The organism is Nocardioides sp., from assembly GCF_030655615.1.
Classification (GTDB): Bacteria; Actinomycetota; Actinomycetes; order Propionibacteriales; family Nocardioidaceae; genus Nocardioides.
In genome coordinates this window covers 24520-45074 of record NZ_JAURVJ010000205.1, presented here as the reverse complement: position 1 = coordinate 45074, position 20555 = coordinate 24520, and the positions used below count along the sequence as shown (strand labels likewise).

Annotated in this window: 18 protein-coding genes; 7 read left to right on the top strand and 11 right to left on the bottom strand. The window is 74.8% G+C overall.

Annotated elements, in window-relative coordinates; all coding sequences use genetic code 11:
• The 5 genes from Q7T52_RS17745 to Q7T52_RS17725 form a co-directional block, all read right to left on the bottom strand.
• Window positions 1–237, bottom strand: a 237-nt coding sequence (locus Q7T52_RS17745) for a hypothetical protein (RefSeq protein ID WP_304804814.1), incomplete at its 3' end; no start/stop codon positions are given.
• A gap of 79 nt (window positions 238–316) precedes the next feature.
• On the bottom strand, window positions 317–916 hold the full coding sequence (locus Q7T52_RS17740) for a TIGR03086 family metal-binding protein (RefSeq protein WP_304804812.1): 600 nt from the start codon (window positions 914–916) through the stop codon (window positions 317–319).
• A gap of 7 nt (window positions 917–923) precedes the next feature.
• Window positions 924–1964, bottom strand: a complete 1041-nt coding sequence (locus tag Q7T52_RS17735) for a sigma-70 family RNA polymerase sigma factor (RefSeq protein WP_304804810.1) — start codon at window positions 1962–1964, stop codon at window positions 924–926.
• A gap of 144 nt (window positions 1965–2108) precedes the next feature.
• Window positions 2109–3668: a glycerol-3-phosphate dehydrogenase/oxidase gene (locus tag Q7T52_RS17730; RefSeq protein ID WP_304804808.1), complete on the bottom strand. Its 1560-nt coding sequence runs from the start codon at window positions 3666–3668 to the stop codon at window positions 2109–2111.
• On the bottom strand, window positions 3665–4240 hold the full coding sequence (locus Q7T52_RS17725; RefSeq protein ID WP_304804806.1) for a TetR/AcrR family transcriptional regulator: 576 nt from the start codon (window positions 4238–4240) through the stop codon (window positions 3665–3667). The genes Q7T52_RS17730 and Q7T52_RS17725 overlap by 4 nt, the downstream gene beginning before the upstream one ends.
• 17 nt (window positions 4241–4257) lie before the next feature.
• Between Q7T52_RS17725 and Q7T52_RS17720 the strand changes: the two genes are divergently transcribed.
• Both Q7T52_RS17720 and Q7T52_RS17715 read left to right on the top strand, forming a co-directional pair.
• Window positions 4258–5838: an FAD-binding oxidoreductase gene (locus tag Q7T52_RS17720; protein ID WP_304804804.1), complete on the top strand. Its 1581-nt coding sequence runs from the start codon at window positions 4258–4260 to the stop codon at window positions 5836–5838.
• Window positions 5835–6758 (top strand): diacylglycerol kinase family protein, encoded by a 924-nt coding sequence (locus Q7T52_RS17715; RefSeq protein ID WP_304804802.1) that lies wholly within the window; start codon window positions 5835–5837, stop codon window positions 6756–6758. The genes Q7T52_RS17720 and Q7T52_RS17715 overlap by 4 nt, the downstream gene beginning before the upstream one ends.
• 3 nt (window positions 6759–6761) lie before the next feature.
• Here the strand turns inward: Q7T52_RS17715 and Q7T52_RS17710 are convergent, their stop codons facing one another.
• Window positions 6762–7400, bottom strand: coding sequence for a pirin family protein (locus Q7T52_RS17710; RefSeq protein ID WP_304804800.1), 639 nt, complete (start codon window positions 7398–7400; stop codon window positions 6762–6764).
• 16 nt (window positions 7401–7416) lie between these two features.
• On the opposite strand from Q7T52_RS17710, the gene Q7T52_RS17705 reads away from it, so the two are divergent.
• A complete protein-coding gene (locus Q7T52_RS17705) occupies window positions 7417–8778 on the top strand; it encodes a GH1 family beta-glucosidase (RefSeq protein ID WP_304804798.1) in 1362 nt (453 codons plus the stop codon).
• A gap of 1 nt (window position 8779) precedes the next feature.
• On the opposite strand, the gene Q7T52_RS17700 is transcribed toward Q7T52_RS17705, so the two are convergent.
• Window positions 8780–9499 carry a class I SAM-dependent methyltransferase gene (locus Q7T52_RS17700; protein WP_304804796.1) on the bottom strand — a complete coding sequence of 240 codons (720 nt, stop codon included), beginning with the start codon at window positions 9497–9499 and terminating at the stop codon, window positions 8780–8782.
• Window positions 9496–11274 (bottom strand): glycosyltransferase, encoded by a 1779-nt coding sequence (locus Q7T52_RS17695; RefSeq protein ID WP_304804794.1) that lies wholly within the window; start codon window positions 11272–11274, stop codon window positions 9496–9498. The genes Q7T52_RS17700 and Q7T52_RS17695 overlap by 4 nt, the downstream gene beginning before the upstream one ends.
• A gap of 18 nt (window positions 11275–11292) precedes the next feature.
• Here Q7T52_RS17695 and Q7T52_RS17690 point away from each other — a divergent pair, with 18 nt between their 5' ends.
• From Q7T52_RS17690 to Q7T52_RS17675, 4 genes are read left to right on the top strand one after another with little or no spacing between them, the layout of a single operon-like run.
• Window positions 11293–12939 (top strand): glycosyltransferase family 2 protein, encoded by a 1647-nt coding sequence (locus tag Q7T52_RS17690; protein WP_304804792.1) that lies wholly within the window; start codon window positions 11293–11295, stop codon window positions 12937–12939.
• Entirely contained in the window at window positions 12939–14447 is a 1509-nt protein-coding gene (locus tag Q7T52_RS17685) for a glycosyltransferase family 2 protein (protein WP_304804791.1), read from the top strand. Before Q7T52_RS17690 ends, Q7T52_RS17685 begins: the two co-directional genes overlap by 1 nt.
• A 10-nt stretch (window positions 14448–14457) precedes the next feature.
• On the top strand, window positions 14458–15510 hold the full coding sequence (locus tag Q7T52_RS17680) for a sulfotransferase family protein (protein WP_304804789.1): 1053 nt from the start codon (window positions 14458–14460) through the stop codon (window positions 15508–15510).
• Window positions 15510–16439, top strand: a complete 930-nt coding sequence (locus tag Q7T52_RS17675) for a hypothetical protein (RefSeq protein WP_304804787.1) — start codon at window positions 15510–15512, stop codon at window positions 16437–16439. Before Q7T52_RS17680 ends, Q7T52_RS17675 begins: the two co-directional genes overlap by 1 nt.
• On the opposite strand, the gene Q7T52_RS17670 is transcribed toward Q7T52_RS17675, so the two are convergent.
• The 3 genes from Q7T52_RS17670 to Q7T52_RS17660 all read right to left on the bottom strand — a co-directional run bounded on the left by Q7T52_RS17670 (window position 16375) and on the right by Q7T52_RS17660 (window position 20518).
• Window positions 16375–17973: a hypothetical protein gene (locus Q7T52_RS17670; protein WP_304804785.1), complete on the bottom strand. Its 1599-nt coding sequence runs from the start codon at window positions 17971–17973 to the stop codon at window positions 16375–16377. The genes Q7T52_RS17675 and Q7T52_RS17670 overlap by 65 nt on opposite strands.
• Window positions 17974–18042: 69 nt before the next feature.
• Entirely contained in the window at window positions 18043–19356 is a 1314-nt protein-coding gene (locus Q7T52_RS17665) for a UDP-glucose/GDP-mannose dehydrogenase family protein (RefSeq protein WP_304804783.1), read from the bottom strand.
• Between the two features lie 10 nt (window positions 19357–19366).
• A complete protein-coding gene (locus Q7T52_RS17660) occupies window positions 19367–20518 on the bottom strand; it encodes a MalY/PatB family protein (RefSeq protein WP_304804781.1) in 1152 nt (383 codons plus the stop codon).
• Window positions 20519–20555: the final 37 nt, after the last annotated feature.

The window sequence follows — 20555 nt, the reverse complement described above, 5'->3', positions numbered from 1 at the left end:
GGCGAGCTCGTCGCCGAGGGCGAGCGCGGCGCCGAGGTCGCCCTGTGCGAGGTGGCACTCGGCGAGGAGGGCGGTGGCGACGACAGGGGTGGCGGCCGAGCCGCCGCCGGACTCGGCACGGAGTACGGTCAGGTCGACGATCGCCCGGCGGATGCGCCCGCGTCGCACGAGGTCGTGCGCCGCGACCACGGACGCGTCAAGGGTGACCTCGAAGGCGTGGAGCGGGGCGGCGACCATGGCCCCCAACCTAGGAAACAGGGCGCGCCCACGTCCGTCGAATGCCTGAAACATGGCCGAAGTCGGCCAGGTGGACCAGTCAGGCCGGTCTGGTCCGGAGAGCATCCGACGCCGCGCGCGTCCGGTCGGCGCGGCCCAGGAAGGCCATCAGCCGCTCGCCCGGACCGGCCCCGGCGTGGGGCGTGAGGGGCGCGGCGAAGCGGTCGCCGCGGTCGCTGTCGTCGACCAGCACCTCGGCGGAGCGGTGCAGGGCGCGCGCGAGGCCGTCGGGGACGGGCGTCGCGCGGCCGGTGGCCTGGGCGACGTCCCAGCCGTGGGTGGTGATCTCGACGGCGGCCAGCCGGACGACGTAGGGCGTTGGCACCGGGAGACCGCCCACCACGACGGTGCCGGGCGTGCCGGGGGCGCTCCACGCGCCGAGCAGCCCGCAGGCCTTGAGCTGCAGCGTCGCGACCCGGACGTCGAGCGCGCGAGGGGTCGGGTCGAGGGTGATCACGCCCACGGCACCCTCGGTGAACGCGTCGAGCGCGTCGTCCATGTGGTCGAGCAGCCGGTCGAGGTCCCAGCCCGCGCAGGGCGTCGGCCGGTGGAGGTGGGCGGGCCGGACGTGCAGGAGGGTGCCGCGCGTGTAGGCGAGGGCGCGCTCGAGCAGCTCGACCCCGGCGTCGGGGTTGGCCACGGCGCGCTCAGTCGGGGACGGGAGCGGTGACGTGAGCGGTCGGGACGTAGTCGGCCGGGAGGCTCTCCGGCAGGCCGAACGTCGCGAACAGCCGTCGCTCGAAGAACGCCGACACGTGCCGCACCCGGTCGCCGTCGAGGTGGAGGACCTGCAGGTGGAACGGCTCGAAGTGGCCGTCGGGCATCCGCATGTAGAGGCCGAAGGCCGGCTGGCCGTTGGCGACCGTGCGGATCATCGGCATGTCGTGGGTCCCGCCGGGGCACTTGGTGCCGATCAGCTCGCCGATGTTGGCGGAGCCGCGGTACCAGTTGGTGAACGGCGGCATGTCCCAGGTGGCGTCGTGCTTGAGCAGCCCGACGATGGTGTCGATGTCCTTGGCCCAGAAGGCCTCGAGGTAGCGGTTGAGGAGCGCCTGCTGCCGGTCGTCGAGGTCCTCGACGACGGTGTCCTCGGTGAGGGCCCGCTCGCCGAGCTGGGCGTGGGCCCGTTGCAGGGCGGAGTTGACGGCGGCGACGGTCGTCTCGAGCGCGTCGGCGGTCTCGGCGGCGCTCCAGCGGAGCACGTCGCGCAGGATCAGCACCGCGCGCTGGCGGGCCGGCAGGTGCTGGAGGGCGGCCACGAACGCGAGGCGCAGCGTGTCGCGCTCGGCGACGACGACCGCCGCGTCGGGGACCGGCTCGAGCCAGGCGATCTCGTGGTTCTCCTCGAGCGCGTCGCCGGCCATCTGGTCCGACGTACCGAGCCCGGCCGGCATCGGCCGCCGGGGCTTGCCCTCGAGGTTGGTGAGGCACACGTTGGTGGCGATCCGGTAGAGCCAGGTGCGCACCGAGCTGCGGCCCTGGAACGTCGCGCTCGCCTTCCAGGCGCGCAGGAACGTCTCCTGCACCAGGTCCTCGGCCTCGTGCACCGAGCCGCTCATCCGGTAGCAGTGGGCCATCAGCTCGCGCTGGTAGCGGGCGGTCAGCCCGTCGAAGTCGTCGAGCTCCGTCGTGGTCGTGCTGTCCGTCGTCACCGTCGTCGCCGTCCCGTCGTGCGCCACTGTGGTCATGCCGGTCTCCCGCCGCTGGTCAGTCTGCCTTCAAGTACCGACCGCGGTCGAGGGTGAAAGTCATCGGCCCTCCCTCCGACTCCGCCGCGGTAGTCCCTCACGAACGGGATTCTGGAGTCGTTCCAGAATCCCGTTGGTGGGGGACTATCGCGACCGGGCGGCCGACACCAGGGCGAGGGCGCGCTCGGCGGCGGCGAGGGCGGCGTCGCGGTCGGCGGGGACGAGGCCGACGCGGGTACGCCGGTCGAGCAGGTCGGCGGCGTCGTGCGCGCCCTCGTGGGTGACGCCGAAGACGAGCTCGGCGAGGGTGACCGGGATGGTGTCGGTGACCGGGGCGAGCAGCTCGTCGTCGGTGAGGCCGGTGACCTCACGGGCGCTCTCGAGGACCAGGGCCGCGTCGGTGCCGAAGCGGCGCACCAGCCGGCGCGGCTGCTCGAGCGCGGCGAGCTCGGACCGGGGGGCGGCGCCGAGGAGGGGCAGCCCGGCCGTGACGCAGGGGCCGCCGAGGCCGGTCTGCTCCCGCACGGTGTCGAGGGCGTCCTTGGCCATCCGGCGGTAGGTCGTCAGCTTGCCGCCGACGATGGTCACGACGCCGGTGCGGCTGGTGAGGACGGCGTGCCTGCGGGAGAGGTCGGCGGTCGAGCCGCCGCCCTCCGACTCCGACGTGTCGAGCAGCGGGCGCAGGCCGGCGTAGGCGCCGACGACGTCGGAGCGGTGCAGCGGCCGGTCGAACGACGCCGCGACCACGTCGAGCAGGAAGCCGATCTCGGCGTCGGACGGCGTCGGCACGTCGGGCACCTCGCCCTCGACGGGCTCGTCGGTGAGGCCGACGTAGAGGGTGCCGTCGGGCTGCGGCAGCACCATCACGAACCGGTTGCTCTCCCCCGGCACCGGCGCGAAGACCGCCGCGGTGAGGCCGGGCAGCGTCTCGGCGCGGAGCACCAGGTGGGTGCCGCGGCTCGGACGCAGGGTCACCTCGTCGACCAGGTCGCCGGCCCAGACGCCGGTCGCGTTGACCACGGCCCGCGCCTCGACCTCGTAGGACGACCCGGTGAGCTCGTCGCGCAGCCGCACCGAGGTGCCGGTGGCGCTGAGCACGCGGGCGCGGGTGCGGACGTGGGCGCCGCGCTCGGCTGCGGTGCGGGCGATGGTGGTGACGAGGCGGGCGTCGTCCTCGAGCTGGCCGTCCCACGACAGCATGCCGCCGGCGAGCCCGGCGGAGCGCAGGCCCGGCGCCATCTGGAGGATCTCGGTCGTCGACAGCCGCCGCGGCGCGGGCAGCGTGCCGACGGAGGTCCCGGCGCTGCGCCGCAGCAGGTCGCCGGCGCGCAGCCCGGCGCGGGTGATCGCGCGCTGCGGCTGGGTGGTGCCGGCGGTGAACGGGACGACGTAGGGCATCGCGTGGGTGAGGTGAGGTGCGGTGACCTCCATGAGGACGCCGCGCTCGGTCGCGCTCTCCATGGCGACGCCGACCTGGCCGTTGGCGAGGTAGCGCAGGCCGCCGTGGACGAGCTTGGACGACCAGCGCGACGTGCCGAACGCGAGGTCGTGGGCGTCGACGGCCAGCACCGAGAGGCCGCGTGCCACGGCGTCGAGCGCTACCCCGGCGCCGGTGACGCCCAGCCCGACGACGACGACGTCGACCGCGGTGGGGGCGCCGGCGAGGCCGGGGGTGATCCGGGTGGCGGTCGCGGGGCCGGTCATGGCGCCAGGGTCCGGGACAGGACGAGCGCGAGCTCGGCGTCGAGCTCGGCCTCGCTCACGCGGTCGTCGACCATCGTGTGCGCCGACAGGACGAACCCGTGGGCGGCGAGGACCAGCGTGCGGGCGATCGCGGTCGGGTTGCCGGCCCGGACCGTGCCGGCCGCCTGGCCCTCGACGATCGCGGCCTCGGCGATGGCGAGGATGAGGTCCTGGGACCGGCCGCGACGGGCGAGCAGGTAGGGCAGCACCAGCTCGGGGTCGACCTCGACGATCCGCACGAAGAGCTCGTTGGCCCGCAGCGCACGGATCGTCGCGACCATCCGGTCCACCAGGACCCCGGTCGGTGCCGTCGCGGCGACGATCGCGGTCCACTCGCGCGTCATCAGGTCGCCGAGCAGGGTCGGCATGTCGGCCCAGCTGCGATAGATCGTCATCCGCGAGACCCCGGCCCGGCGCGCGACCTCGGTGAGCGTCGTGCGCCGCCAGCCGACGTCGAGCAGGCAGGCCCGAGCGGCGTCGAGGTAGCCGTCCTGGGGGGCGGCGGGTTCATCGTTGTGACGAAGTGACGTCATGTGTCACACTGTAACACATGACGCGCTTCGTCCAGTCCGAGATGCACCCCCAGCGCTGGGGCGACCCGGCCCGCGCCGCCGCCCTCCCCGAGTCCGCCCGGGGGCTCGTCGAGCTCGCCTTCGGCCTCGACGAGCGGCCCGCCGTCGACGAGGCGCCGCTGCCGGCGTCCGGTCTCGACGCCGGTCCGCTCGAGCGGCTCCGCGGCGTGCTCGGCGCCCAGCACGTGCTAACCGACGACACCACGCGCCGGCTGCGCACCCGCGGCAAGTCGACCCCCGACCTGCTCCGCGCCCGCGCCGGCGACCTGGCCGACGCACCCGACGTCGTCGTACGCCCCGGCGGGCACGACGACGTCGCCGCCGTCCTCGCCTGGGCCGTCGAGCACCGCGTCGCGGTCGTCCCCTTCGGCGGCGGTACGTCGGTCACCGGCGGCCTGGTCGCGCGCCGGGAGGGCTACGCGGGGCTGGTGAGCCTCGACCTGGTGCGGATGAAGCGCCTCGTCGCCGTCGACCCCGTCTCGATGACCGCGACGCTCGAGCCCGGCCTGCGCGGCCCCGAGGCCGAGTCGCTGCTCGCCGAGCAGGGGCTGACGCTGGGGCACTTCCCGCAGTCGTTCGAGTACGCCACCATCGGCGGCTTCGCCGCCACCCGCTCCAGCGGGCAGAGCAGCGCGGGCTACGGCCGGTTCGACGCCCTGGTCATGGGGCTCCGGGTCGCGACGCCGCGGGGCGAGTGGGTGCTCGGCTCGTCGCCCGCCAACGCCGCCGGCCCCGACCTGCGCCAGCTGGTGCTCGGCTCGGAGGGCGCGTTCGGCGTGATCACCGAGGTGACCGTCCGGGTCCGCCGGCTGCCGGCGGTCAAGGTCTACGAGAGCTGGCGGTGGCCGTCCTTCGATGCCGGCGCCGACGCGATGCGCACGCTGGCCCAGGCCGGGATGCTGCCGACGGTCATCCGGCTCAGCGACGAGAACGAGACCGCGATCAACCTGGCGCGGCCGGACGCCATCGGCGGTCCGGAGTCGGGTGGGTGCCTGATGATCACCGGCTACGAGGGCGAGCCCGCCGCGGTCGAGGCCAAGCGGGTCGCCGTCACGGCGGTGCTCGAGGGCCTCGGCGGCGTCGCTCTCGGCACCGATCCGGGCGACGCGTGGGCCCACGGGCGCTTCGACGCGCCCTACCTGCGCGACTCGATGCTCGACGTCGGCGTCCTCGTCGAGACGACGGAGACCGCCACCTGGTGGAGCAACCGCGCGCGGCTCTACGCCGACGTCAAGGCCGCCCTGGCCGCCTCGCTCGGCGACGACGCGATGGTGCTCTGCCACGTCTCGCACGTCTACGAGACCGGCTGCTCGCTCTACTTCACCGTCGCCGTCAAGGCCGACGCCGACGCGCTCCCGCAGTGGGCCGCCGCCAAGGCCGCCGCCAGCGACGCGATGGTCGCCGCCGGCGCCACGATCACCCACCACCACGCCGTCGGCACCGACCACAAGCCGTGGCTGACCCACGAGATTGGCGAGCTCGGTGGCTCGGTGCTGCGGGCGGTCAAGGCCGACCTCGACCCGACCGGCGTCCTCAACCCGGGCGTCCTGATCCCATGAGGAGCTACTCCTTCCTGGTCAACCCCGCCTCCGGCGGCGGAGCCGCTCCGGGCGCCGTCGTCCCGGTCGCGCGCCTGCTGCGCGACGCCGGCGCGACCGTCGACGTCACCTACTCGCCCGGACCCAAGGCCATGGCGGGCCTCGTCGACGCCGCCGTCGCCCGCGGTGACGTGGTCGTCTCGGTCGGCGGCGACGGGATGCTCTCGTCGCTCGCCGGCGCGGTCTCGACGGTGGGCGGCACCCTCGCGGTCCTCCCGGCCGGACGCGGCAACGACTTCGCGCGGATGCTCGGCCTGCCCGACGCCGCCGCCGGGCCGCAGGCCCAGGCCCGGATGCTGCTCGAGGGCGCCGTACGCCGGGTCGACCTCGTCTCCTGGACCCCACCGGGCGCCACCGCCCGTCGCGTGGCCGGCTCGGTCTACTGCGGCATCGACGCCCGCGCCGGCGAGATCGTCGACCGTGCGCACCGCCTGCCCAAGACCCTGCAGTACCCCTACGCCGCCCTCCGGGCCATCGCCACCTACCAGCCGGCGCGGTTCCGCGTGACGGTCGACGGTGAGTCGCGCGACTACGCCGCCGCCAGCGTCGTCGTCGCCAACTCCGCCTACTACGGCAAGGGCATGAAGATCGCCCCCGACGCCAGCGTCGACGACGGCCTCCTCGACGTCGTGGTGATCGAGGCCGCCCACAAGCTCGCCCTGGTGCGCGCCCTTCCGAAGGTCTACGACGGCCGCCACGTCGGCCTCCCCGAGGTCACCGTGCTCCGCGGCACCCGGGTCGAGGTCGCGGCCGACGCCCGTCACCCGGTAAGCGTCGGTGGCGACGGCGAGCCGCTGGGCGTGCTCCCGGGCCTCGCCGGCGCTCCCGCCGTCGTCGAGGTGCTGCCCTCCGCGCTGGCCGTCGTCGGCCCGGTCAACTGACCGTCAGGCGAAGGACCACACGAGCAGCTCGGAGGCGACGCCGGCGGTGACCTCGTGGGCGGGCTCGTCGGTGAACCGGAAGGCGTCGCCCTCCTGCAGCGGCTCGGCCATCGACGAGCGGAGCAGCGCGCCGCGGGCGACGTAGACGTGCGAGAGCGGTGCGGCCGGCAGCGAGCCCGTCTCGCCGCCACCGAGGCGGAGGACGTCGAGCCGGGCACCCGGGACGGGCTCGACCGTGTCGCCGCTGACGACGTCGTACGACGGCTCGGCCGGCTGGTCGTCGGGCGCGGTCAGCCACACCTGGACGAACCGGGTCTGGGGCGCGGCCGCGACCTCGCTGTGCTCGACGCCGTCACCGGTGTGGAGCACCGCGAGCTGACCGGGCTCGACCCGCGTCGTGCCGTCGGGGCCGGTGTGTGCGAGGGCGCCGCTGACGACGTAGGTGACGATGACCAGACCACTGTGGCGGTGGGTCTCGAAGCCGCGACCGTCGCCCAGCAGGTGGTCGTCGTGGCACACCATCGGGCCGAACCGCAGGTTGTCGGCGTCGTAGGCCGCCCCGAAGGCGAACGAGTGCTGCGTGCGCCGTCCGGCCTCGCGATCGACCAAGCGGTCAGTTCCCCGGCGGATCTCGGTGCTCACGGGCATCATTGTGCAGGTGCCGCCGCCTCCCCCCGCCGACGGCGTCCCCCAGCTGCCCCCGGGCTTCGTGCTCGGTGCGGCGACCGCGGCCTACCAGGTCGAGGGTGCCGTCGCCGAGGACGGCCGGGGGCCCAGCATCTGGGACACCTTCAGCCACCAGGCCGGCCGGATCACCGACGGCAGCACCGGCGACGTGGCCGCCGACCACTACCACCGCAGCGAGGAGGACGTCGCCCTCCTCGGCCGGCTCGGAGTGGGCTCCTACCGCTTCTCGGTGTCGTGGTCGCGGGTCGTGCCGTCGGGCCGGGGCCCCGTCAACGCGGCCGGCCTCGACTTCTACGACCGGCTCGTCGACTGCCTGCTCGAGCAGGGCATCGACCCGATGGTCACGCTCTACCACCACGACCTGCCGCAGGCCCTCGAGGACGACGGTGGCTGGCTCAACCCCGCCACGGCCCACGCCTTCGGCGACTACGCGGCCGTCGTCGGCGAGCGGCTGGCCGACCGGGTGCCGGCGTGGGTGCCGCTGAGCGAGCCCAACGTCGCGGCGATGCTCGGCTACGGCCTCGGGACCCAGGCGCCCGGCCACCGGCTGCTCTTCGACGCGCTGCACGTCTGCCACCAGGTGCTGATGGCCCACGGCCACGGCGTCGCCGCGCTCCGCTCGGCCGGCGCGCGCGAGGTCGGCTGCGCCAACAACCACGCGCCGATCTGGCCCGGCAGCGAGGACCCCGCCGACGTCGGCGCCGGCAAGCTCTTCGACTCCCTGTGGAACGGCATGTTCCTCGAGCCGATGCTGCTCGGCCACTACCCGGTCGACATCGCCCCGCTGATGGAGGAGCTGGTGCAGCCCGGCGACCTCGCGACGATCCGCCAGCCCCTCGACTTCTACGGCGTCAACTACTACAGCCCGATCCGGATCGCCGCGGCCCCCGACGAGGCCGACCTGCCGTTCGAGGTCTTCGAGATGGTCGGCTACCCCCGCACCGACCGGGGCTGGACCGTCGTGCCCGATGCCCTGCGCGAGTGGCTGATCACCTTCCGCGCCCGCTTCCGCGCCGCGCTGCCGCCGATCGTCATCACCGAGTGCGGGGCGGCCTACGGCACGGAGCCCGACGCGCACGGCGTCGTCGACGACCAGCTGCGCATCGACTACCTCGACGCCCACCTGCGCGCCGTCGCCACCGCGTGCGAGCGCGGGGTCGACGTACGCGGCTTCTACGTGTGGTCGCTCCTCGACGCCTTCGAGTGGGCCGAGGGCCTCTCGCAGCGCTACGGCCTCGTGCACGTCGACTTCGAGACCCTCGTCCGCACCCCCAAGCGCTCCTACCAGTGGTACGCCGAGGTCATCGCCGCCCAGATCCGCTCGCGCGGCTGACTCAGCGCTTGCGGAGGACGTACATCGACTGGCCGTCGGTCTCCTTGCCGTAGACGAACTCGTCGACGGCGAGGCCGGCCTCCCACAGGGTGGCCTCGAGGAAGCGGCGGTCGTAGCGCACGCAGTGCAGGGCGCCGGACCACTCGAGCTTGAGATAGTCGGGGGGGTTCTCGACGCAGTCGGGGACGTCCTCCTCGACGAACGCCGTGATCCAGGCGTGCCCGTCGGGCGCGAGGATCCGGGCGATGGTCGCGCCGTAGCCGGCCAGGTCGTGGGTCAGCATGTGGCTGAACACCGAGTAGGCGTAGAGCACGTCGACGCTGGCGTCGTCGGCCGGGATCTCGAAGGACGGCGTGCCGTCGGGGTTGTAGCGCGCGTTGTGGGCGTCGACGAGCGTGAACCGCGTGTGCTCGTCGCTGAGGTGGTCCTTGGCCCAGTTGAGCAGCTCGGGCTGGATGTCGACGCCGTGGTAGTCCGCGACGTTGCCGATCAGGTGCTTGATCCCGACCGCGAGCCGGCCCGCGCCGCAGCCCCAGTCGAGGACGCGCTTGCGGCGGCCGAGCCCGGCGCGCTGGCGGAGCAGCTTGGCGTCGCGGACCCCGGCGGCGACGAAGTCGGCGTCCTGCTTGAAGTGCCGGCCGCCCATCCGCAGGTGCAGCGGCGGCAGCGGGATGCTGGGGTCGGGCGTGATCTGGCCGGGCTGCTGGGGGGCGTTGCTCACCCGCCGGAGTCTAGGTGCGCCCGCGCCGCGGCCAGGAACGTGGCCGCGCGGGCGTCGAACGAGTGCTCGGCGACGATCCGCTCGGCCAGGGCGCGGCGCTCGTCGGGCCCGGGCCACGCGTCGTACGGCGGGCGCGCGAGGCGGGCGAGGTCGTCGTCCGTCCGCCACGTCGGGACGTCGGCCCCGACGGCGTCGGCGAGGCCCGGGACCTCGTCGGTGAGCAGCCGGCCGCCGACGGCCAGCACGTCGAAGACCCGGTTGGAGACGAAGCCCTCGCTGCGCATCCCGTCGTGGTGGTCGTTGAGGACGACGCCCGCGGTCGCGTAGGCCGCGGGCAGGTCCTCGTTGGCGATCCGGTCGGCCGCGACCTCCACGCCGTGCTCGGACCAGCCGCTGCCGACGACCCGCAGGGGTACGCCGGCCGCGAGGGCCGCCGTGACGACCGGCCGGGGTCCGCCGCGGGCGTTGCCGACGAACAGCGCGCCGCCCGCGGGGTCGGCCTCGCCTGCCCCGGGGTGGAACCGCGTGGTGTCGGTGCACTGGAGCAGCGGGCGGACGCCGTGGCGCGCGGCCCAGGCGGTGCCGGCGGCGTAGGCGACGTCGAACCCGGCCAGCTCCTCGGGCGTCACGTCCTCAGGGTGGCTGATGACCCAGAGGAGGTTGACCGCACCGGGCTGGGGGGCGACGCGCTCGAGGCCGCGCACGACCAGCACGACGTCGGTCTCGGCGCGGGTCGCCCGGCCGCGGGTCTCGGGGTGGTCGATCTCGACCGACTGGCCCAGGCGCTCGAGGGCGTCGGCCAGGGACCGCGCGAAGTGCCAGTCGCCCCACCGCCGCCCGATCGGGGACGCGCCGGCCGCGATGTCGATCGACCAGCGCAGCCCGGTCGGTGTCGGCAGGAGCGCGTCCAGTGCCGGTACGGCGTGGCGCGGGCCGGGCAGCCACGACGCCGTCGTCAGCACCCGCACGCCCTCGGCGGCTTCCCCGGCATCGGCACGCCGCGCCTCGACGCCCGGGAACCGCTCACCGAGCTCGGTCCCGTCGAGCCGGTCGAGCGACGAGACCGGGTGCCCGAGCAGTGCCGGAGCGGTGATCGTGCGGTCGTCGCCGACGAGCACCGGCTGCACCCCGGACACCCCGGGCCGGTCGAGCGCGGCGAGCAGCGGCTCGAGCCAGCGCCAGCGCGGCGGGGCCACCCCGTCGTCGACCGTGACGGTCACACCGTGCCGGTCCGGGAGCGTGCCCCCGACGTGGACCGACGGCAGGTCGGCCGCGACGGAGGCCAGGGTCCGCTCCGCCGCCCCCTCGAGGCGCGTGAGGTCGACGGTCGCGTCGGGCTGGGAGGCCGCCAGGTGGCGGGCCCAGCGGACGAGCTGACCCAGGTCGTCGCTCGTCGGGCGCACCACGACCTTGCCCGGGGCGGCGCGCGCGACGACCGGTGCGAGCAGCTCGGCGGGCTCGTGGTCGACCAGCCAGTCCTCGAGCGGGCCTAGCTCGGCCTGCGGGTAGCGCGGGTGCGGCGACCGGCCCTTCCGCTCCGCACGCGACAGGTAGTAGGAGAGCGGGTCCGGAGCGTGCTGCCGCCACCAGCCCCGGGGATAGAGCCAGAGCGGCTCGAACAGCGGGTGCGGCGCGTCGTCGCCCGGCTGGGCGACCCAGTGCGCGACCGCCTCGGCCCGCGAGGCGAACGAGCGGCCGACCAGCCCGGCGTACCACTCCTCGTCGAAGAGCCGGCTGGGCAGCACGAGCGCTGCGGCGTCCTCAGGGCTCAGCACGGGCTCTACCGTAGGCGCATGCCCGACGTTGCCGACGCCGTCGCCGACGCTCTCGCCACCCTGCTCGACGGGGCCCGCCTGCCGGCCCTCGTCCTCAGCGACGTCGAGCTCCAGCACACCCCCGACGAGACCACCGTCGTCGAGGTCGCCGACGACAAGCCCGAGGGTCATTTCCGCACCGTCGTGCTGGTCGCCACCGACGTCGACGACCTGCGCCGCCAGGTCCTGCGGGTGGGCGCGACCGGCTGGGCCCGGGTCGTCGGGGTCGTCCTCGCCGACCACGACCGGGTGCTGACCCTGCGGCCCGACCCCGCCTGGCCGCCGCCAGCCGTGGTCGAGGCCCAGGTGGGCTGGACCCGCATCGAGTTCGCCGAGCGCCTCGAGGTGCTGCCGGTGCTCCGCGCCCTCGCCCGCGGTGCGGCGCCCGCGGCCTGGGGACACGGCGGCCTCCGGGTCGCCCGGGAGCGGGAGCCCTTCGACGACCCGGCGACCAAGCACCCGCCCGACGTCGTCGTCGAGCCGCCCACGCCGCCCGTGGTGAGCGAGGCGACCGGCCGGGCGCCGGTCTCGGTCTTGCTGGCCGACCGGCCCGAGACGGTCGACGAGGGCGTCTACAACCCCATCGGCTTCCGTCGCGAGTGGACCCGACCGGTGGTCGACCTCGACCCGCACAGCCCGATCAGCCCGTCACTGGTGCGCGACCTCCGCGACGCCCAGGGCGTGCGGCTGGCGCCGGGCCACGACCACAGCCTGGTCGCGGGCCTGGCGATGAGCGGCATCCCGCTCCTCGTCGCGGACCCACCGGCCTGGCTGCCGGTGACGGACGACGAGGTGTCCCTCGACGACGCGCTGCGCCGCGAGGAGCTGTCGGTGCGTCAGCGGCGGGCCGCGCTCACGGACCACTCGCTCGTCGCCGGACGCGTCGGGCTGGCCACCACCGCCCGCGTGCGCCCGGTCGGCTTTCCGTCGGTCAGCATCCTGCTGCCGACCCGGCGGCCCGACCTGCTCGCCCACGCCCTGGTCCAGGTCACGCGCCAGCGCCGCACGCTCCCCGGCGCCGAGGTCGAGCTGGTGCTCGCCGCCCACGGGTTCACCCCCGATCCCGATCTGGTGGACGCCGCCTCCGAGCTGGGCGGTGTCGCCACGAGCATCGTGACGGCGACCACCGACATCTCCTTCGGAGAGCTGCTGCGCCTCGCCACCGACGCGGCGCAGGGCGACGTCGTGCTCAAGATGGACGACGACGACTGGTACGGACCCGACGTCGTCACCGACCTGCTGCTGGCCCGCCACTACAGCGGCGCCGAGGTCGTCGGGATGCCGGCCGAGCTCGTCCACCTCGAGGAGGTGGACGCGACCGTCCGCCGCAGGGGACCCAGCGAGAACTACGGCTCCGTCGTGGCCGGCGGCACGATGATGCTCGACCGCACCCTGCTCCGCGAGCTCGGCGGCTGGCGCCCGGCCCCCCGCTTCGTCGACGCCCACGTGCTCGACCAGGTCCTCCGTGCCGGCGGCCGGGTCTATCGCACCCACGGCCTCGGCTACGTGCTCCGGCGCCAGGCCTCCGGCCACACCTGGGACCCCGGTCTCGACTACTTCCTGCGCCCCGAGTCGCTCCTCGCCCGCTGGGACGGCTTCCGACCGAGCGCGCTGATGGACCTCTGATGGGCGGCCGGGCTCCCCACCAGGGCCAGCCCCGGGTGCGCCGCAACGAGTGGCAGACCCTCGTGCCGCCCGCCCTCGACGCGTGGGAGCCGACGCTCGCCGTGAGCGTCGTGATCCCGGCGTACGACGCCCAGCGGCTGCTGCCCGCCGTGCTCGCCGGTCTCGCCGCGCAGACCTATCCGGCGCACCTGCTCGAGGTGGTCGTCGCCGACGACGGCCCGGGCGGGCTGACGCTCCCGGAGGTGAGGCCCGAGCGCACCCGCGTCGTCCACGTCGAGGAGGGCTGGGGCCGCGCCAACGCCTGCCACACCGGCGCGCTGGCCGCCGACGGCGACGTCCTGCACTGGCTCGACGCCGACATGCTGGCCGAGCGTCACGAGGTCGAGGCCCAGGCGCGGTGGCACCACCTGGTCGACCACGTCGTCGTGCTGGGCGACAAGTGGTTCGTCGACCCGGCCCCGGTCCTCGCGCTCACGCCGGCCGAGGTCCGCGCGACCGTGGAGCGCGACGGCGTCGCCGCCCTCTTCGCGGGCCAGGACCGTCAGCCGCACGCCTGGGTCGAGGAGATCTACGGCCGCACCGACCGGCTGCGCCAGGCCGGCTGGAACGCCCTCCGCACCCACGCCGGCGCGACCGCCTCCGTCCGCCGCGACCTCTACCTCGACTCCGGCGGCATGGACACCTCGCTCCGGCTCGGCGAGGACATCGCCCTCGGCGCCCGTCTCGGCGCGGCCGGGGCGGTCTTCGTCCCCGACGCCGAGGCGCTGAGCTGGCACCTCGGCCACACCCACGTGATGGCGCGCCGCGACCAGGTCAACGCCTACAACGACCCGTTCCTCGCCGACGCCGCGCCGCCGCTGCGCGCCAAGCGTCACCCCGGGCGGAGCTACCGCGAGCCCTACCTCGAGGTCGTCCTCGACACCCGCGGCCACCCCGCCGACGCGGTGACGGCCACCGTCGACGCCGTCCTCGGCAGCAGCCTGCACGACCTCACGGTCACCCTCCTCGGCGACTGGTCGGCGCTCCACGACGAGCGGGCCGGCGTGCTCGACGAGGCGAGCCTGCCCACCCGGGTCGTCCACACGACGTACGCCGGCGACCCGCGGGTCACCCTCCTCGACCACCTCCCCGAGACCCGGCCGGCGGCCACGTTCCGCCTCACCCTCCCCGGCGCCGCCTTCGCCCCGCGGCCGCCGGCGCTCGAGAAGGCGCTGCTCCACCTCGAGCACACCCACGACGGCCTGCGCCTGGTCGACCTCCCCGACGGCTCCGTCGTCCGGGTCGAGCGCACCGCGGCGTTCGCGCGGGCCCGTCGCGTCGCGACACCGGGGGAGGACCTCGACGACGTCGTCACGGCGATCGCCGGAGCCCAGCGGCTGACGGGCCCGCGCGCCGGGTTCGGGCCCAGCGAGCGCGTCCGGCCCCGCCACTACCCGCGCACCGGCGGGCCGCCGGTCGACTCCGACGAGGCCTGGGTGCGCATCGAGAAGGCGCTGGGGGACAGATAACGTGCCCCCCGTGGAGGAGCCGGTCAAACGTCGCGTCGTCTTCGTCGTCGGCTCCGGCCGCAGCGGCACCAGCACGATGGCGGGCGCGCTGCGCACCCTCGGCATGCACGTGCCGCAGCCCGAGGTCGCGGCCGACGCCACCAACCCCAAGGGATTCGGCGAGCCGCAGTGGGTCGTCGACTTCCACGCCGAGCTGCTCAAGCGCTGCAACGTGCAGGTCTCCGACGCGCGTCCGGCGGCCTGGTTCGAGGCCGGCAAGCTCGCCGGGTTCGAGCCGTCGCGCGAGCGGCTGCACACCTGGCTCGAGGAGCAGCTGACCACCGGTGGACCCGAGCTGGTCGTCAAGGACCCGCGCCTGGCCTGGTTCGTCGGGCTCTGGCGCTCGGCCGCGATCCGCTGCGACGCCACCCCCGCCTACGTCACGATGCTCCGCCCGCCCGCCGAGGTCGTCGGCAGCAAGCAGACCTACTACGCCGCCAACGGTCCCGCCGCGGCCGGTGAGGTCCAGCGCACCGCCGCCTGGGTCAACATGATGCTGCACACCGAGCGGGCCACGCGGGGCGCGACCCGCAAGTTCGTCCGCTACGCCGACCTCCTCGACGACTGGACGATCCCGCTGTTCGACATCGGGCGCCGCTTCGACCTGACGTCGCTGCAGGAGGCCAACGCCAACCACGTGCGGGCGGTCCACGCCTTCATCGACCCGGGCCTGCGCCGGGTCTCGCACACCTGGGACGACCTCGAGGTGCCCGCGCCGCTGCGCGACCTCGCCCAGGACACCTGGGACCAGCTCGACCTCCTCGCCGACCCCGACGGCGACGTGCCGGCCGTCCACGACCGGCTCGACGAGCTGCGCTCGACCTACGCCGCGCTCTACGCCGACGCCGAGGCCATCGCCCACTCCACCGCGCTGGCCGCGCGTCGCGAGGGGCTGGCCACGCTGCCGGCCCCGGTCAACGCCGTGGTCAAGCGAGGCGCCGACCGCGTCCCGCACACCCTGCGCGCGATGGTGCCGCCGGCCGCGCGCCAACGCCTCCGCAAGGCCATCGGACGCGCCCGCTGATGTCGCTCCGCGGCGCCGACATCCCCAGCCTGGAAGGGGATCCGGCCTACGACGTCCGCTGGTCGTGGAACCACGGGGGGACCGCCACGCCCGGGCTGACCTGCGTCTTCCGGGTCAAGGACGAGGCCCGCAACCTGCCCTGGGTGCTGCCCGCGATGCTCGAGGCCGTCGACCACGTCGTGCTCGTCGACAACGGGTCGACCGACGGCACGCCCGAGCTGGCGCAACGACTGGCCGACGAGGCCGGCGCGACCGACCGCTACACCGGCACGTCCTACCCCCACCGCGTCAGCCGGGCCGGCTCCGAGCACCTCGCGACCCCGCCCGACTCCGTGCACTCGTTGACCCACTTCTACAACTGGTCGTTCGCCCACGTGCGCACGACGTACTCGATGAAGTGGGACGGCGACATGGCGCTCACCCCCGACGGCGCCGGCATCCTGCGCGACCTGTCCTGGCAGCTCCAGGGCTCCGGCGCCGTGGTCGCGGTGCCGCGCCACCCGATCGTCGTCGTCGACGAGGCCGAGGCCTGGATCGACCTCGGCTCGCGGTTCCTCGAGCCGTGGATCTATCCGATGGGCCCGGACTTCACCTACGTGAAGGCCTTCGAGTGGGAGGTGCGTGAGTTCCCGCCGTCCGCCGAGCGGATCATCGCCCCCGAGGGCATGTGCGTCGAGGTCAAGTGGCTCGACGCCGACGAGCTCGCGCACTGGAGCCCCGACGACGACTTCCCGGCCTCGCGGGTGCAGCGCAAGCGCCGCGAGCAGGAGGTCGACCGCGCCATCCGTGACGGTTCCGCCGGCTCGGTCGAGGGGCTGCACCACGTCACCGCGCCGCCCGGCGTCCACGTCGTCGACCACGTCCTCACCGACTGGCTCCGGCAGCGGGAGCGCCCGCTGGTCCGGCGCGCGGCGCGCTTCGATGTCTGACGTGCCTGGGGTGCCGGGGCGGGCGGGGCTGCCGCCGCCGGTACGCCGGTTCCTCGACCGCGGGGAGGGCTCGCTCCTGCTCGCGCCCGACTCGGCCCCCGGCCGCTACCCCCGGGTCGCGGTCGTCGCCTCGCCACGCGACGGCGGCCTCGTCGCCGGTGTCCGGACCAGCGTCGTCGGCCTCCACGGCGGCACCGGCGCCGTCACCCTGGTGCCCCGACCCGAGTGGCCCGCCCTCACCGAGCTCCGCTCCAGGCGGGCCGGTGGCGGCTGGTGGACGGTGCTCCGCTTTGCCTCGTCCGTCGACGTCGCCGACGTGCTCGCCGAGGTCGGGCGCCAGGCGGTGTGGGGCGACCGCCTCGGTGGCCGCGGGCTGCGCGTCGGCGGCGGGACCGACGACGTGCCGGTCGACGTCCGTTCCCTCGAGCCCGGCCCCGGTGGCATCGGGCCTCTCGACGAGCGGGTGCTCAACCCGACGGGCTTCACGCCGTACGCCGACGGCCCCGCGGTCGACGTCGCGACCCTGCCCGTGGTCACGCCCGAGGTCGTCGCGGGCCTCCGGTCCGCCGGCGTCGTCGAGGTCGCGGACTGGACCCCGGCCGCGACCGCGGCGGCGGCTGCCCTGGCGATGGCCGGCGTACCCGTCGTCGCGGCGACCGCGCCGGACCTTCTCGGAGCACCGCTCCAGGACGCGATCACTGCTCCGCTCGATCCGAGCGACCCGGTCGCGCGCGAGGAGCACAGCGTCCTTCTCCGACGGGCCGCGTTCGACCGGTTCTCCACCCTGGCCTGGCGTTCCGAGATCGGCCGTCGGGTCGGCGTACCCGTGGCGACCTACCCCAGCGTCAGCATCCTGCTCGCCACCCGGCGCGAGGACATGCTCGACTTCGCCCTTGCCCAGGTGGCCCGCCAGCGCGGCGTCGAACGGCTCGAGCTCGTGCTCGCCCCCCACGGCTTCGAGGTCGACGTCGCCCGGGTGCAGGACGCCGTCGGCCCCGGCGTCTCTGTGCAGGTGCGGCCGCACCGCTCGACGACGCTGTTCGGCAACGTCCTGCACGACGCCGCCGGGGCGGCCCAGGGTGACGTCCTGCTCAAGATGGACGACGACGACTGGTACGCCCCCGACGTCGTCGCCGACCTGCTCCGCGCCCGGGCCTGGTCGGGGGCCGAGCTCGTCGGGATGCCGGCCGAGCTGCACTACCTCGCCGAGCGCGACCTGACGGTCAAGCGCGGCCACCCCGTCGAGGTCTACGCCAAGTTCGTCGCCGGCGGCACGATGCTCGTCGACCGTGCCGCGCTGCGCGAGGCCGGCGGCTTCCGTGCCGTCCGCAAGTGGGTCGACGCCCAGCTCATCGAGGACCTGCAGGCCATGGGCGCCGCGATCTACCGCACCCACGGCCTCGGCTACGTGCTCCGCCGCAACCCGACCGGCCACACCTGGCAGGCCGACCTCGACTACCTGCTCGACCCCGTCCGCACCGTCGCCACCTGGGAGGGCTTTCGCCCCAGCCGCCTCCTCGAGGCCGACCCGCACGATAGTCCCGGGCGAAATGGCCCCGGAGACGGCGCGTGTGGGGCCATTTCGCCCGGGACTACCGCTCGGTCAGGCCCGGCCCAGCCCGCGCGCCTCGAAACCCGCGGCTCGCCAGGAGGGGAGGTCGAGGAGGTTGCGGCCGTCGAGCAGGCGGCGGTGGGCCATCACCGAGCCGACCTCGTCGGGGGAGACCGTGCGGAACTCCGGCCACTCCGTGAGGTGCAGCAGTACGTCGGCCCCACGCGCCGCGTCGACGGCCGAGTCGGTGTAGACGAGGGTCGGGAAGCGGGCCGCGGCCGTCAGCGCCGCCTTGGGGTCGTAGACCGACACGTGCGCGCCGCGCAGGTGGAGACGGCCGGCGATGTCGAGGGCGGGGGAGTCGCGGACGTCGTCGGAGTCGGGCTTGAACGCCGCGCCCCACACGCCGACCCGGACACCGGCCACGGAGCCACCGACCATCGCCTTGACGATCGCGGTGACCCGCTGCCGCTGGCGCTGGTTGATGTCGTCGACCTGGCGCAGGAACGACATCGCGTCCTCGACGCCGAGCTCGCCGGCGCGGTGCACGAACGCACGGATGTCCTTGGGCAGGCAGCCGCCGCCGAAGCCGATGCCCGCGTTGAGGAATCGTCGACCGATGCGCGCGTCGTGGCCGATCGCGTCGGCCAGCGCCACCACGTCGGCGCCGGCGGCGTCGCACACCTCGCCGACGGCGTTGATGAAGGAGATCTTGGTGGCCAGGAAGGCGTTGGCCGAGACCTTGACCAGCTCGGCGGTGGCGTAGTCGGTGACGACGAACGGCGTCCCGGCGGAGGCCATGGGGGCATAGAACTCGCGCAGCGCCTGCTCGGCCCGCTCGGAGGCTACGCCGAGGACGATCCGGTCGGGCTCGAGGGTGTCCTTGACCGCGAAGCCCTCGCGCAGGAACTCCGGGTTCCACACGAGCTCGGCGTCGCCGCCCACGGGAGACAGCTCGGACAGCAGGCCGGCCATCCGGGCCGCCGTACCGACCGGGACCGTCGACTTGCCCACGACGTACGCCGGGCGCGTGAGGTGCGGGGCCAGCGAGCGCACGGCCGTCTCGACGTAGGACGTGTCGGCGCCGAGGCTCGAGCCCAGCTGCGGCGTGCCGACGCAGACGAAGTGCAGGTCGGCGAACGCCCCGGCCTCCTCGATGGAGTCGGTGAAGCGCAGCCCGCCGGCGGTGACGTGCTTGCCGAGCAGCTCGTCGAGGCCGGGCTCGTAGAACGGCGTGGTGCCGGCCTGGAGCGACGCCAGCTTGGTCGGGTCGACCTCGACGCCCAGCACCTCGTGGCCGAGCTCGGCCATCGAGGCCGCGTGCGTCGCGCCGAGGTAGCCGCAGCCGATGACGGTGATCTTCACGGGCGCCACCCTAGGAGGGAGGGAGCGTCACCGCGGCAGCCAGGCGGTGAACGATCGTGGTCAGCCGGTCGGCGCTGGTCGCGAAGTTGAGCCGCACGTGGCCGGTGAGGCCCGGCTGGTAGTCGTGCCCCGGCGCCAGCCGGACCCGCTCGCGCTCGAGGGCGAGCGCCGCGGGGTCGTCGTGGCCGTAGGCGCGCAGGTCGACCCAGGCGAGGTACGTCGCCTCGACGGGTCGCAGCCGCGCGAGCGGCAGGTGCTCCGCGAGCAGCCGGACGAGCAGGTCGCGCTGGTCCTCCAGCCGGCGCCGGAGCGCGGCCAGCCAGGCGTCGCCGTGCGTGTAGGACGCCTCGGCCGCGACCAGTCCCAGCACCGACCACGAGTCGTTGTGGATCCCGGGCGCGGCCAGCAGCCGCTCGTGGAGGAGGTCCGACGCGGTGACGAGCTGCGCGCACTTGAGACCGGCCGTGTTGAAGGCCTTGGAGGGCGACACCACCGAGACGGCGTGGTCGGCGGTCCCGTCGACCGCCAGGTAGGAGACGTGCTCGCGGCCGTCGAGCACGAGAGGCGCGTGGATCTCGTCGGACACCACGAACCCGCCGTGCCGCACGACCACGTCGCGGACGCCCTCGAGCTCCGCACGGCTGAACGCACGTCCCCACGGGTTGTGCGGCTGGGTCAGCAGCAGCACCCGCGCGCCGTCGGCGAAGAACCGGTCGAGCCGGTCGAGGTCGAGCTCGGCGCGCTCGGCGTCGGGGTCGACCACCAGGTCGAGCCGCTCGCGGCCGGTCACGTCGGCCATCGCGAGCTGGGGGCTGTAGCCGGGCACGGGGAACACCAGCCCGCCGGCCGGTGCGAGCACGTCGAGCACGATCCGCACGCCCGCGGTCACGTCGACCGTCGGCACGACGCGTGCGGGGTCGACGGTCGCGCCGAACTGGCGGGCCGCGAAGCCGGCGTACGCATCGCCGAGCGCGCCGCCCGCGCCGCCCGGCGGGTAGCCCGTCATCCCCGCCGTCACCGCCCGCAGGAGGGCCTCGCGCACCGGCTCGGCCACGGCGTAGTCCATCTCGGCCACCCACGCCGGCAGCACGTCGGGCGCGACCTCGCCCCACTTGCAGGGGAGCGCGGCTCGCGCCTCGTCGTCGGTCAGGTCGCGGATCACACCACCAACCCCACCACACGCCGGTCGGCCGCTCTAC